This is a genomic window from Nitrosovibrio sp. Nv17, assembly GCF_900119085.1.
Taxonomy (GTDB): domain Bacteria; phylum Pseudomonadota; class Gammaproteobacteria; order Burkholderiales; family Nitrosomonadaceae; genus Nitrosospira.
The window spans coordinates 25,790-39,407 of the sequence record NZ_FPIQ01000016.1; the positions used below are offsets into that span (position 1 = coordinate 25,790).

Sequence of the window (13,618 nt, forward strand, 5' to 3'; positions counted from 1 at the left end):
AATATACCAGGGCCGGCTGACGCTCATGCGGCGCGCACCTTTCCGTCGATCCAGCGGAGGCGCGTCCTGCCGCCGCTTCGCCTGGATCGGAGCAGTGCAGTGTGTTCATTCTCGGACGCGTCCATCTCGCGCCACAGTGCTGAAGCGCCCTCAATGCAGTCGGGCAAGGCGCGCGCTAACTGCGTTGCGGCAACATCGCCTATGGGATAGCTGTAGCTTCCATTTGACGAGAGACCGGCACCTTCTATGGCGCGGCTGCGCAACCATTGCGCCATTTCAAGCGGCAGCGCGCCTTCTGCGGACGTTCGCACAATCAGATCGCCGTCAATTCGAAACATGGCGGTTCCTGCAAGGCTGTGCCCCTGCAAGATCGCTGCCGTGCGTGTCGCGTGCCGCGTTTCCCCCTTCGGGGAACGAACGCGGTATTGGTCGTGATCACGCGCGCCGGGGTGGATCCATCGCTCGATCGAGACCTCGGAGAGGGTGCCAGGATTGGTAACAAAACGTCGATGATCCCAGTCCCAGGTCGACGTCTTGACGTGGTGATCGGCGACAAGCTGCGAATTCTCTAGCCGGTCGGGCAGCAACATGGGCGCAGCGATCGGTTCAGCCAGCTTCCATCCCAATGTTGGGGCAATTTGCTCGACTTGGATCCCTGCCGCACCGATGACCGGCAAGCTCCAAGCCAGATCCGCGGTGTGCCTGAAGGTGATTCCGCCAGCAGCCTCAGCCACACGTCGAAACTCATCCTGCAGCTGGGCACACGTCGCCCCTTCGAGATATACCGCTTTGCCCCTTGCGACCAAGCTAGGGGGCTCAAGTGTCCAGATCCGGCCGCGCCAGCGTGATCGCCGACGGGCGCGTACGAAGCCTGATTCCTGTATTGAGCGAAGCACGTCCCATGCGCACGGTCCCGCCCCGGCCCGATGGATCAGATCGAGCATGTCCGGATCGGAATGACCCGATCGACCGGCAGCGTATATGGCCTCAAGCAAGTCTGAGATCGGATCGGGAAGATCTTCCCAATCTATATGAGCGGCAGCGGGCCATGCGCGGTCATCCCGCTGCATCGCAGTCCATTCCACTATCGCGGGTTCGCGAAGCGCGGCGCAGATTAGATCGGCGTGCGGCCGCGCGTCTGGATAAAAGCGCAGACGCCGTGACCATTCCGGTGTCTGCGAGCTTTCATCGCCAAAGACCGAAACTTCGTAGCGGCCGTGAAGCGGCCGGCTTGCGTGTAGTGCGCCGTCATTGCTGCGCACTGCCGGAGGCACTTTACCATGTTCGACAAGCTCGTGGACCGAAACCTGACGATTGGCCGCCGCAACGTGCGGCAGATAGCGCGTTCGACCCAAAAATCCGCCGTCCACGTGCACGCCGCCCTCTACAGTCACCTCGATCAGGCGTTCGCCTTGCAATCGACCGAGCCGCAGTCGAGCCAAGAGGTCGCCTACGAGACCCGAATCGACGGGGCTGCACGAAAAAAGCCACTCGCCGCTTTCCTCGAATTGAATCGACAGCCCACGCGCGACGCCCGCGATGTGCGGCGCGACGGCCAGGTGGACGCGGCCCAAGGGGGGATCGCCTTCAGCGATCCAGCGAGCTATCCCGACTTGTCGGAAAAACACGATCCCGCGACGGACCGAAAGGCCTAGGTTGACGCTACCGGTGATTGCCGGCGATCCCATTGCGGTGGTGAGGTCGGGAGCCAACTCCTGATTGACCATGAACTCGGGACGGCCATCCTCGTCAAACGCAGCCTCCAGATGGGCGGCGACATGATCCTTGTTCGTGCCGGTCGCGCGCTCCGCGAGTTGAACGAGCCGCCAGAAGCGATGGCCGACGAGTGCGCTGCCGCTTCGAAAGGTGATGCGAAACTCATTAAATGCATTCTCCATCCCCCACGAGACGCCGTACCGCTCCATCGCGGCTTCAATTGCGCGAATCAAGCCAGGCGGATCTGCGCTGCCGCTCGGGAAGCCAGCGAGCACCCGCTCCAAGAACCGCAGATCGCTGCGAGTTGGAAACGACAAGCGGCGCGTGTACCCGATCTGTCGCCAACTGCGGGGATCAGGCAGCACCAAACGCCGAAAATCGTCGCCAGCCGAGACGCGCTCACAGAGCCAGCGATCCAAGGTGCGCCACATTGAAGCGACGCCCGTGAGCTGCATCATCGAACGCGACGTTCCCAGCCACGTCCGCAGGCGGTCGCGATACTGACCTTGGCCGGAATATGTGCCGTCCAAAAGTGTATCGATCAATAGTGACGCGCAGAGATAGGCGAAGCAGTTCGGAACTTCTTGCGTCGGTGGCACCGGGCTGCCTTCGCGAAATGCGCGGTACAGATGCGGATCGGCTCGCACCGCTGCTCGGAACGCTGCTTCCGCATCTTCTGCGCTAGCCAAGGCGTGAGGGAAAACGGTGGCAAGAGTGCCGCCGGTAATCTCGAAGGACCGCAACGGCGAGGCGTCGCCGCCATCGCTGACTTTCAAGAAGCGATCGACGAAACCGCGCTCCCAAGCCGCCAAGGTCGTAGGAAGCGAGCCCTTGCCGTTCATGCAGGTTGTTCCTGATCAATCAGGTCGGCGTTCGGAGTGGGATGAACGCGCGAGACGTTCATCGAAGCAAGGGCGAGCGGCTTAAGAAGGGTGCGGGCAAGAAAGTTGACGACGGGAATCACGACGCCGTCGCCGATGAGCTGGAACGCGTGCTGATAGCTGTCTGGGAGGGGATGATCGTCGGGCAATCCCATCAGCCCCGCAGCCTCACGGGGTGAAAGTAGGCGGGTTCTCACCCTGTGACCTTCAACGACGATAATCCGGGGTCGCGACGCGCCGCCGCGCGGCGTACGCAGACAGCCGAGAGTCGTAGAAAATGCGATCTCAGCGCATTGCACGTTGCCATCTTTCGCCGGCCTCATTCGCAAATAGAGGCTGCCAATCATTGGCTTTGCGGCACGTTTGGCCTCGGCAAGACGTGCGCAGTGGGTCGCAGGCATCATCGCCAAGAGGCGTTTGGTTTCCACGGGGGCGTGCCATTCGGCGTCATCGTCGAGATTGACCGCGCGAAGAAGTGCGTCTTCTTCCAGATGCGGGGGGGCGCCCAAGCGCCACCAGCGCCAGCGTGCGGCGAGCTCATCGGAAAGATTGGCTTGAGCGTTCACGACACCGGCGCTGTGCCAAGGGCGTTCAGACGTCGAACAGACGACGCTCTCGGGAATGGGACAGTCTTCGCGCGCGGCGATGAGGAATATGCGAGGGCGCGATTGGGGCACGAAATGCTTGGCGTCGACTATCACCGCGCCGAACACGTAACCAAGCTTGGCGAGCGCTTCGCAGATGACGGCGAAGTCGCGCCCACTGTTGGACGTGAGCAGGCCGGTGACGTTCTCAAGCGCAATGACGGCCGGATGGGCGGATTCACGCTTCAGTCCTACAATAAGATCAAGGAACGACCAGAGCGCGCCGGAGCGGGTCGCACGATCCTCGGCTGAGCCGACGCCCTTGCCGACGCCCGCGACGGAGAGATCCTGACAGGGGAAGGAGGCCCAGGCCAATTGCGCACCCCGTGGCAAATCGGCGACATCGATCTCCTCCACGCCCCGCGCGTCGAGTTCGCCGGTACCCCATCGGGCGTTGTATGCGGCGATTTTTTGATGGGCGTTGTCGTTGGCGAAGACGCAGGTCCAGTCAGATCCCAGCCCCAATCTCGCCATGCCCCCGCCGGCGAAGAACTCATAAAATTTCAACTCAATCGTCATCCCGGAAACGCCCCCTCGTCTCCACCTTCTAACCCACCGAACTGCATCGTGAAAATGGTCAGCCGAACGAGTTTCCGAGCGATCGACGAAGTTCAATTTACAGCTTGCCGCCGCCAAGGGAAGGCGGGGAATAATTGTTTCTGATCCTCGAGCAGTATTCTTCGACGCGTGAGGTCGATTCTAGGACGAATGTCTAGTGAGCTACGAAAACCTGCAATGGCGATATTCCGGAGTGTCCAACGAGGCAGTCGATGCATAGCGCATATAGCTGACCTGAACGAAAGGCAGCTTCAGTCAATCTGCGTCTGTAAAGAGGCTCCCAGAAGATTCCCCATTGCAGCCATAAAGATAGCGGCGGCCAACGTCCGCTTATCAGGACCGGCCATAGCACATCGAACGACGGGATGAAAGCGCAAAGCTACCTTTAACTGACGGGCACGCAGCGCACCAACTCCGCTCAACCAGTTAATTATATTGATATTTTTTATGGATTTATGTTGGAATTGGTTGCGGGGGCAGGATTTGAACCTACGACCTTCGGGTTATGAGCCCGACGAGCTGCCAGACTGCTCCACCCCGCGCCAGATGGAGTATTATACAGGCATGGATCCTGCGGGTCAATGTCGATACCCCCGGCAAAACGCCGGTATCTTATGAGGGGTAGCGCACAGATTCCCCGCCCGAGTGATGGCATGGTAACAAGGGCGGGAGTCTGGCCTGCTTTTCGGAGTCGTTTGTCGGATGAAGGGGCGATGGAGGTTGTTCTGGTGAGACCACTGGCGGATGATCTGCCTAAATCGGGGAAAGGAGGGGCGTGGACCGGATATAGGACGATGGAGGTTCCAATCGGGCCATGGGTTGATGGACCGACAATGCACGGGAATGATGATTAGCGAATCCGACATTCATGATGCCCGTATCCTGATCGTCGACGACAAGGAGGCCAATGTCCGGCTGCTCGAACTGATGCTGAGCGATGCCGGCTATGTTGCCACGACCTCCACCACGAATCCCCACGAGGTGTGCCCGCTCTATCGCGAGCATCGCCATGATCTGATCCTGCTGGACTTGCAGATGCCGGGCATGGATGGCTTCCAGGTGCTCGAAGCGTTGAAGGAAGTGGATCCGGACGACTATCTGCCTGTGCTCGTGATTACTGCCCAGCCGGGCCACAAGCTGCAGGCACTGCAGGCCGGGGCCAAGGATTTCGTCAGCAAGCCTTTCGACCTGGTCGAAATCCAGGCCCGCATTCGCAACATGCTGGAGATACGTCTGCTCCACAAGAGGCTTGAAGCCTACAACAGGCAACTGGAGCAGGCGGTGGCGGAGCGTACGGCAAAGCTGCGCGAAAGCGAGGAACGCTTCCGCCGCCTGACCGAGCTGGCATCGGACTGGTACTGGGAACAGGATGAAACCGGGCATTTCACCAAGGTCTACGGTCCGGCATTGGAAATGCTCGGGGCCGGAAACGATATCCCGCTGGCCGAATCCAAGGGAAACAACGGCAAGACGCAGTGGGACGAGGCCGAGTACGAGGTGCTCAAGGAGAATATCGCGGCTCGGCGTCCTTTCATCGATTTCGTCTATAGCCGCACCCGCTCCGACGGTTCACGGCAGTACCTGATGGTCAGCGGCGAGCCCATGTTCGACTCGACCGGCCGCTTCATCGGCTATCGCGGGATCGGCAGGGACGTCACTGAAAGCGTGCAGGAAAGACGGAGTACATAGCTGGGTCAATCCGACCGGTTCACGAGCCTTTTCGGCGCGATCGCGCCCCGGGGCGTGATCGCGCCCAGGCCGAGGAAGCCGCCGGCGAGATCGTATATGCGGATGTTCGTGCCTTCCCCGGCGTCCACCGCGGCAGCGTCGGCCGGGACGTTCTGTCCGCGCAGCAGGGCGGTTGCCGCCGTATCGTCCAGGATGACGGCGGGCAATTCCTGCAGCAGCGCATCCACCGGATAGAGGCAGGCGTCGCGTTGCGCCGGCTGCATCGCCTCGAGCGCATCCAGGGTGCAGGCCTGCAAGACGTTGAAGCCACCGAGGGCGTTGCGGCGCAAGGCAGTGAGATAGGCGCCGCCGCATCCCAGCGCCCTGCCGATGTCTTCGGCAAGCGTGCGCACGTAGGTTCCGGCGCTGCACCTGACGATGATGCGCATTTCATTCTCCTCGATTGCGGTCACTTGCAGGGCGTGAATCACCACCGGCCGGGGTGGCCGCTCGATTTCCACGCCTGCCCTGGCATAGTGGTACAGTGGCTTTCCCTGGTGCTTCAAGGCGCTGTGCATCGGCGGGATCTGCATGATCGGGCCAACGAAGCTCTGCAGCACTGCTTCGACGAGCGCTGCCGGCGGCCGCATGCCGGAGACCGGCGTGTCGCATGCGGAAATCTCGCCTTCGGCGTCGCCGGTGGTGCTGAGGTAACCCAGCCTGAGCACGGCTTCGTAGGTCTTGCTGGCACCCAGCAACGCTGACGAGAACTTGGTGGCCTCTCCCAGGCAGACCGGCAGCAGCCCCGTGGCCATCGGATCGAGCGTGCCCGTATGACCGGCCTTGCGGGCCATGAACAGGCGCCTGGCCATTTGCAGCGCCTGATTGGAGGAAATGCGCGGAGGCTTGTCGAGCAGCAGAATACCGTCGACAGGGCGGCGGGCGTGTCTGAACTGTCCCGTCTTCTGGTGCGGCGGGAGGTCAGGGGAGGTCATCCACTCCTTTTACCGTTCCTTCCTGGGAGACGGCCTCGTCGATCAGGTTCGACAGGTGCACGCCGCGCTCGATCGATTCATCGTAGATGAAGTGAAGCTGCGGGATCACGCGCAGTTTCAGTCGATGAAACAGGTGGCCGCGGAGGAAGCCGGATGCGTGCTCCAGCCCGTTCTGCGCGAGAAAGTGATCGTTTTCCCCCCCCAGCATGGTGTAGTAGACCTTCGCGTGCGCGTAGTCCTGGCTGACTTCGACACCCGTCAGGGTGAGCATGCCGATGCGGGGGTCCTTGACATCGGTACGAATGAGTTCCGCCAGCTCGCGCTGGATCTGGTCCGCGATCCGCAGGGTACGGGAATGGTCTCTGGGCATGGAACACTCGCTCCGCGGGGATGCGCGATCCCGGCGCTACAGGCTGCGTGCGACCTCGACGATCTCATAGGTTTCCACCTGATCGCCTATCTGGATGTCGTTGAAACCCCGGATCGACAGGCCGCATTCGAAGCCGGCCTTGACTTCCCGGACGTCGTCCTTGAAGCGCTTGAGCGAGTCCAGTTCACCCGTGTGGATGACTTCGCCATTGCGCACGATTCTCACGAGGGAGCCTCTCTTGACGGTTCCGTCCAGCACATAGCATCCCGCGACGCTGCCGACCTTGGAAATACGGAATACCTCCCGGATCTCGACCAGGCCCGTGACGTTTTCCTTGCGGTCGGGTGCCATCATGCCCGACAGGGCGGCCTTTATTTCATCCACCGCCTCGTAGATGATGCTGTAGTAACGCACATCCACGCCGGTGGAGCTGATGAGTTTCCGGGCAATCGAGTCCGCGCGGCTGTTGAAGCCGATGACGACCGCCTTGGACGCCAGCGCCAGGTTGATGTCCGATTCGCTGATGGCGCCCACGGCGCTGTGGATGATGTTCACCCTGACCTCGTCGGTCGAGATGCCCTGCAGGGCGTGCGCCAGCGCCTCGTATGATCCCTGCACGTCGGCCTTGATGATGAGCGCGAGTATCTTGACGTCGCCCTTCTGGTCGAACACGTTCTCCAGCTTGGCCGCCTGCTGCTTGGCGAGCTTCACGTCGCGGAATTTTCCCTGGCGGAAGAGGGCGATCTCGCGCGCCTTGCGCTCGTCGGCCAGCACCACGACCGATTCGCCGGCCACGGGGACTTCCGACAGCCCCTGGATCTCCACCGGAATGGATGGCCCCGCCTGCTCCGTGGATTTTCCGCTTTCGTCGAGCATCGCGCGCACGCGCCCGAATACCGCGCCTGCCAGCAGGATGTCGCCGCGCTTCAGCGTACCGGACTGCACCAGTATCGTCGCCACCGGCCCGCGTCCCTTGTCCAGGCGCGACTCGATCACGATGCCCTTGGCGGGTGCCTCGCGCGGAGCCTGGAGTTCCAGGACCTCGGCCTGGAGCAGCACGCTCTCCAGCAGCGTATCGATGCCCTGGCCGGTCTTGGCGGAAAGCTCGACGAACATGGTGTCGCCGCCCCAGTCCTCCGGCACGACGCCCTGCGTCACCAGCTCCTGGCGGATGCGCTCGGGATTGGCCTCGGGCTTGTCCACCTTGGTGATGGCCACCACGATCGGCACCTTGGCAGCCTTGGCATGATGGATGGCCTCGATCGTCTGCGGCATGACACCGTCGTCGGCCGCCACCACCAGGATCACGATATCGGTGATCCTGGCGCCGCGGGCGCGCATGGCCGTGAAGGCCTCGTGGCCCGGCGTATCGAGGAAGGTGACGATGCCCTTCTCGGTCTCCACGTGATAGGCGCCGATGTGCTGGGTGATGCCTCCCGCCTCGCCGCTCGCCACGCGAGTGCGGCGGATGTAGTCCAGCAGCGAGGTCTTGCCGTGGTCGACGTGGCCCATGACCGTGACTACCGGCGCGCGCGGCTCCATCGAATACCCGGTGGAGGGCGACTCGGTATCCGTCAGGAAGGCCTCCGGGCTGTCCAGGGCCGCGTACTTCGCGACGTGGCCAAGCTCTTCCACGACGATCATGGCGGTTTCCTGGTCCAGCATCTGGTTGATGGTCACCATGTTGCCCATCTTCATGAGCGCCTTGATCACCTCCGCGGCCTTGATGGACATCTTCTGTGCCAGGGCGCCGACGGAGATCGTCTCGGGCACCATCACCTCGTGCACGATGGGTTCGGTGGGAGCCGAGAAGCCGTGCGCCGATTCCTCGCCGGCGGGCTTGCTGTGCCTGTCCTTGCGCGTCCGCCACCCCCTGCCGGCGGAGAGGTCGCCACGCGTCCGGATCCCGCGTTTCTCCGCCTTCTCGTCCTTCCAGACGACCTGTCTGGTCTGTTTTTTCTTCTTGTCCGCCTTGGCGGTCTTGTCTTCCGGCTTGACCACCGGCTTGTGCAGGATGCCCGGTGTCACGGCGGGCTGCGCAGGCGCCTCCTTGACCGGAGCTGCCGTCGTCGCCGCCGGCGCGGCAGCCGCTGCAGGCTCGCCTTCCTTGCCGAGCAGCGCTTTCTGGCGTTCCTTTTTCTCCCTGAGCTCGGCTGCCTGGCGCGAAATCAATTCGGCCTGCTTTCTCGCCTCTTCCTGGCGCAACGCCTGTTGCGCGGCATCGATCACCGGGACCGGCGCCTGCGGGATCGCGTCCGGATCGGGTGCGGCGGGTTTTACGGCAGGGGCCTTGTCGGCAGGATCGGCCCTGACGACCACGCGCTTGCGGCGCACTTCGACCTGGATGCTGCGAGCCTTCCCGGTGCCATCCGCTTTCCTGATTTCAGAGGTTTGCCGGCGGGACAGGGTGATCTGGCTCTTGCGCTCGCGGGCGCCATGAAGCCTGCGCAGATAGTCGAGGAGCTGGTTCTTGTCCTGTTCCGTCAGGCCATCCGCAGCCAGACTCTTCTGGACGCCCGCCGCCCGCAGCTGCTCCAGCAGCACGTTCGACGGCATGCCCAGTTCATTGGCAAATTGCTCTACACTCGTCTGAGACATCGATACCCTTCAGTAATGCGATACGCTATCAATGCACAAATCGGCTCGGTCAGGCAAACCATGGCGCGCGCGCGGCCATGATCAGCTGCTTGGCATCCTCGGCATCCATCTCGACCATTTCCACCAGGTCGTCCACCGCCAGATCGGCAAGCTCTTCCTGCGTCTTGACATCCCGCGCCATCAGCTTGCGGGCAATCTCGGTGGTCATGCCGGTCAGGGAAAGCAGTTCTTTCGCCGCCTGCTCGAACTGTTCCTCGTCCAGGATCTCCGCGGTCAGGATGGCATTGTGGGCGCGATTGCGCAGTTCGTTGACGGTCTGCTCGTCGAGGGACTCGATTTCCAGCATCTCCTCGATCGGCACGTAGGCGACCTGTTCCAGGGAGATGAAGCCTTCCTGCACCAGGATGTCCGCCACCTCTTCATCCACGTTCAGCTTTTCCATGAAAAGCTGGCGCGTGACGGAAGATTCCTTTTCATTCTTGTCCTGCGATTCCTCCATCGTCATGATGTTGAGCTCCCAACCGGTCAGCTCGGAGGCCAGCCGGACGTTCTGGCCGCCGCGGCCGATCGCCTGGGCGAGATTGTCCTCGTCCACCACGATGTCCATGCTGTGCTTTTCCTCGTCCATCAGGATGCTGCTGATCTCCGCCGGGGCAAGGGCATTGATCACGAACGTGGCCGGATCCTCAGACCAGAGGATGATGTCGACGCGCTCGCCAGCCAGTTCGCCGGTGACGGCCTGCACGCGCGAGCCGCGCATGCCCACGCAGGTGCCGATCGGATCGACGCGCGGATCGTTGGATTTCACCGCGATCTTGGCGCGCGAGCCCGGATCACGGGCCGCCATCCTGATTTCCAGCAGGCCCTCCTCGATCTCCGGAACCTCCAGTTCGAACAGCTTGACCAGGAATTCCGGGGCGATCCTCGACAGAACCAGCTGCGCGCCTCGTGCGGCGCGATCGATCTTGTAGAGATAGGCGCGCACGCGGTCGCCGACCCGCAGGTTCTCCTTGGGGATCATCTGGTCACGGGGAAGTATCGCCTCGACCCTGCCGGATTCTATGATCGCGTTGCCGCGCTCCATCCGCTTGATGCTGCCGGTGACCATGTACTCCTTGCGTTCGAGGAAATCGTTCAGGATCTGCTCGCGCTCGGCATCGCGTATCTTCTGGAAGATCACCTGCTTGGCCGCCTGGGCGCCGATGCGGCCGAATTCCACCGGTTCCAGCGCTTCCTCGATGTAGTCTTCCAGGGCGATCCCGGGGTCCCGCGCGCGTGCCTCGCTCAGCGCGATCTGCCGGGCCGGGTCCTCGACCGCGCCGTCGTCGACCACCTGCCAGCGGCGCAGGGACTGATAGTCGCCGGTCTGCTGGTCGATCGACACGCGCACGTCGGCATCGTCCCGGAAGCGCTTTTTCGTCGCAGACGCCAGTGCCAGTTCAAGCGCAGTGAAAACGATGCCTTTTTCGACATTCTTCTCGCGCGCCAGTGCGTCCACCAGCAATAAAACCTCGCGGCTCATGTTACCTCCAACCTGAATTCTCGGTAAATTTTACAGCTTCGGAATGAGGCGGACCTTCCCCAGGTTGCTCAGCTCAAGACTCAGCAGCTTTCCATCCACTTCCAGTTGCAGCGTACCATTGTCCACTCCGCGCAGGGTGCCGGAGAAATTCCTCCGGCCCTCCACCGCCATCCGCAGCTTCAGCTTCACCGGTTCGCCGGAGAAGCGGATGAAGTCGGCCATCTTCGTCAGGGGGCGATCCAGGCCGGGCGATGACACTTCCAGCCGGTCGTAGTCGATGCCTTCCACCGCCAGCAGGCGGGTCAGGTGATTGCTGACCGCCGCGCAGTCTTCGACACCGATGCCATCCGGCTTGTCCATGAATACCCGGATCAGCCTGCCACGTCCCGATCGCTCGACGTCGACCAGCTCATACCCCAGTCCATGCAGCGTCGACTCCAGCAGCCCGTGCAGATCCGCAACCGCCAATAATGGACTCTCCTTCAAGGCTCGCAAACAAAAAATGGGCTGAAAAAGCCCATATGAATCGTTGCTATGTTAGCAAAAATCGGGAGCAAATGAAATAGATATTCAGCGAACGCCGAGGTGCCGGCGCCCTGTGCGGGTTCATCCTGCCGGCATGGAGTGATACAATTCCGGCTGCGCGCCCATTCGCGGAAAATCTACCGGAGCATCCCATGGCCACCATCAAATCCGTTCTGCACGAGACCCGCGTGTTCCCGCCGGACGGGGGCTTCGTGCAGCAGGCGAATCTCTCGGGAATGGAGGCCTACCGTGCCCTGTGCAGCGAGGCCGAACAGGATCCGGAGGGCTTCTGGGGCAGGCTGGCGCGCGAGCACATCCTCTGGCGCGAGCCTTTCAGCAGGGTTCTGGATGAAAGCGCCCATCCGTTCTTCAAGTGGTTCGAGGACGGGGTGCTGAATGTCTCCTTCAACTGCCTCGATCGGCATCTCGCCTCCCAGCCGGACAAGGTCGCCCTCATCTTCGAGGCGGACGACGGCAGGGTGACCCGCTGCACCTACCGCGATCTCCATGAACGCGTGTGCCGGCTCGCCAACGGACTCCGATCGCTGGGAGTCGCCAGTGGCGATCGTATCGTCATCTACATGCCCATGTGCATCGAGGCGGTGGTGGCGATGCAGGCCTGCGCCCGCATCGGCGTGACCCACTCGGTGGTATTCGGCGGCTTTTCCGCCAAGAGTCTGCACGAGCGCATCCGGGACGCCGGTGCAGTGGCCGTCGTCACCGCCGACGAGCAGTACCGCGGCGGACGCACCAATCATCTGAAAACGGCGGTGGACGAGGCCATCGCGCTGGGGGGGCTGGAAACCCTGAGATCCGTGGTGGTATACCGGCGCGGGCCCGGCGATATACGGTGGGAAGCGGGCCGCGACGTCTGGTGGCAGGATCTGGTCGGGAACCAGGAGGTCGTCTGCGAGCCCGAATGGGTGGGGGCGGAGCACCCGCTGTTCACCCTCTACACGTCCGGCTCCACGGGCAAGCCCAAGGGCGTGCAGCACTCCTCGGCCGGCTATCTGCTGGGCTCGGTACTGAGCATGAAATGGGTCTTCGACTACAAGCCCGACGACGTCTTCTGGTGTACCGCGGACGTGGGATGGGTCACCGGTCACAGCTACGTCACCTACGGCCCCCTCGCGGTGGGCGCCACCCAGGTCATCTTCGAGGGCATCCCCACCTACCCCGACGCGGGCCGTTTCTGGAAGATCATCCAGGATCACAGGGTGACCACCTTCTATACCGCTCCCACCGCCATCCGCTCGCTGATCAAGAATGGTCCGGATAGGCCGAAAGAGTACGATCTTTCCTCGCTGCGGCTGCTGGGATCGGTGGGCGAGCCGATCAATCCCGAGGCATGGATGTGGTACTACACCGTCGTCGGGCAATCCCGCTGCCCGGTGGTGGATACCTGGTGGCAGACGGAAACGGGAAGCCACATGATCGCGCCGCTGCCGGGCGCCATACCCCTCAAGCCCGGTTCGTGCACCCTGCCGCTGCCCGGAATCGCGGCGGCGATCGTGGACGAGGCCGGACAGGACATCGAAAACGGCAAGGGCGGGTTTCTCGTCATCAAGCGGCCCTTTCCGTATCAGGCGCGCACCCTCTGGGGAGATCCGGAGCGCTTCCGGGATACCTATTTTCCGCGGGAGCTGGGCGGCTACTATCTCGCGGGGGATTCCGCCCATCGGGACGAGGATGGCTATTTCTGGATCATGGGGCGCGCCGACGACGTGCTGAACGTTTCCGGTCACCGCCTGGGGACGATGGAAATCGAGTCCGCGCTGGTGGCGAACCCGCTGGTCGCCGAGGCGGCGGTGGTCGGGCGGCCCGACGACATCAGGGGGGAAGCGATCGTGGCATTCGTGGTATTGAAGGGCGAGCGCCCGCAGGGAGAGGAGGCGGGGCGCATCGCGGCCGAATTGCGCAACTGGGTGTCCCGGGAAATCGGGCCCATCGCCCGTCCGGAGGAGATCCGTTTCGGCGACAACCTGCCCAAGACCCGTTCCGGCAAGATCATGCGCCGCCTGCTGCGCACGCTGGCCCAGGGAGGAGAGATCACCCAGGACGTCTCGACACTGGAGAACCCGGCCATCCTCGAGCAGCTGAAGCAGTCGGCCGCATAATCCATTCTCCACGTCCCGTCTTCC

General features: G+C 62.6%; 9 protein-coding genes and 1 tRNA gene. 2 read left to right on the forward strand and 8 right to left on the reverse strand.

The window, feature by feature from the left end; translation table 11 throughout:
• Positions 1-23: 23 nt before the first annotated feature.
• The 3 genes from BT108_RS09630 to BT108_RS09640 all read right to left on the reverse strand — a co-directional run bounded on the left by BT108_RS09630 (position 24) and on the right by BT108_RS09640 (position 4,341).
• The gene (locus BT108_RS09630; RefSeq protein WP_072294325.1) at positions 24-2,558 is read right to left on the reverse strand and encodes a hypothetical protein; all 2,535 of its coding nucleotides are present in this window, start codon (positions 2,556-2,558) and stop codon (positions 24-26) included.
• Complete coding sequence (locus tag BT108_RS09635) at positions 2,555-3,760, reverse strand: DNA cytosine methyltransferase (protein ID WP_072294326.1); 1,206 nt, start codon at positions 3,758-3,760, stop codon at positions 2,555-2,557. The genes BT108_RS09630 and BT108_RS09635 overlap by 4 nt, the downstream gene beginning before the upstream one ends.
• Before the next feature lie 504 nt (positions 3,761-4,264).
• A tRNA-Met gene (locus BT108_RS09640) sits at positions 4,265-4,341 on the reverse strand.
• A 301-nt stretch (positions 4,342-4,642) separates the two neighbouring features.
• On the opposite strand from BT108_RS09640, the gene BT108_RS09645 reads away from it, so the two are divergent.
• Complete coding sequence (locus BT108_RS09645) at positions 4,643-5,488, forward strand: response regulator (protein WP_369817080.1); 846 nt, start codon at positions 4,643-4,645, stop codon at positions 5,486-5,488.
• Between the two features lie 5 nt (positions 5,489-5,493).
• Here BT108_RS09645 and truB read toward each other — a convergent pair whose 3' ends face one another.
• From truB to rimP, 5 genes are read right to left on the reverse strand one after another with little or no spacing between them, the layout of a single operon-like run.
• Positions 5,494-6,462: a tRNA pseudouridine(55) synthase TruB gene (gene truB / locus BT108_RS09650; RefSeq protein ID WP_072294327.1), complete on the reverse strand. Its 969-nt coding sequence runs from the start codon at positions 6,460-6,462 to the stop codon at positions 5,494-5,496.
• Positions 6,449-6,832, reverse strand: a complete 384-nt coding sequence (gene rbfA, locus BT108_RS09655) for a 30S ribosome-binding factor RbfA (RefSeq protein WP_072294328.1) — start codon at positions 6,830-6,832, stop codon at positions 6,449-6,451. Before rbfA ends, truB begins: the two co-directional genes overlap by 14 nt.
• 36 nt (positions 6,833-6,868) lie before the next feature.
• Positions 6,869-9,430, reverse strand: a complete 2,562-nt coding sequence (gene infB / locus BT108_RS09660; protein WP_072294329.1) for a translation initiation factor IF-2 — start codon at positions 9,428-9,430, stop codon at positions 6,869-6,871.
• 49 nt (positions 9,431-9,479) lie between these two features.
• Positions 9,480-10,952, reverse strand: a complete 1,473-nt coding sequence (gene nusA / locus BT108_RS09665; protein ID WP_072294330.1) for a transcription termination factor NusA — start codon at positions 10,950-10,952, stop codon at positions 9,480-9,482.
• Between the two features lie 30 nt (positions 10,953-10,982).
• Entirely contained in the window at positions 10,983-11,420 is a 438-nt protein-coding gene (rimP, locus tag BT108_RS09670) for a ribosome maturation factor RimP (protein WP_072294331.1), read from the reverse strand.
• Positions 11,421-11,629: 209 nt separating this feature from the next.
• On the opposite strand from rimP, the gene acs reads away from it, so the two are divergent.
• Positions 11,630-13,594: an acetate--CoA ligase gene (acs, locus tag BT108_RS09675; RefSeq protein ID WP_072294332.1), complete on the forward strand. Its 1,965-nt coding sequence runs from the start codon at positions 11,630-11,632 to the stop codon at positions 13,592-13,594.
• Positions 13,595-13,618: the final 24 nt, after the last annotated feature.

Coding starts and splice junctions, on each gene's coding strand:
- BT108_RS09630 (WP_072294325.1), bottom strand. CDS start 2,558: ATGAACGGCAAGGGCTCGCTTCCTACGACCTTGGCGGCTTGGGAGCGC.
- BT108_RS09635 (WP_072294326.1), bottom strand. CDS start 3,760: ATGACGATTGAGTTGAAATTTTATGAGTTCTTCGCCGGCGGGGGCATG.
- BT108_RS09645 (WP_369817080.1), top strand. CDS start 4,643: ATGATGATTAGCGAATCCGACATTCATGATGCCCGTATCCTGATCGTC.
- truB (WP_072294327.1), bottom strand. CDS start 6,462: ATGACCTCCCCTGACCTCCCGCCGCACCAGAAGACGGGACAGTTCAGA.
- rbfA (WP_072294328.1), bottom strand. CDS start 6,832: ATGCCCAGAGACCATTCCCGTACCCTGCGGATCGCGGACCAGATCCAG.
- infB (WP_072294329.1), bottom strand. CDS start 9,430: ATGTCTCAGACGAGTGTAGAGCAATTTGCCAATGAACTGGGCATGCCG.
- nusA (WP_072294330.1), bottom strand. CDS start 10,952: ATGAGCCGCGAGGTTTTATTGCTGGTGGACGCACTGGCGCGCGAGAAG.
- acs (WP_072294332.1), top strand. CDS start 11,630: ATGGCCACCATCAAATCCGTTCTGCACGAGACCCGCGTGTTCCCGCCG.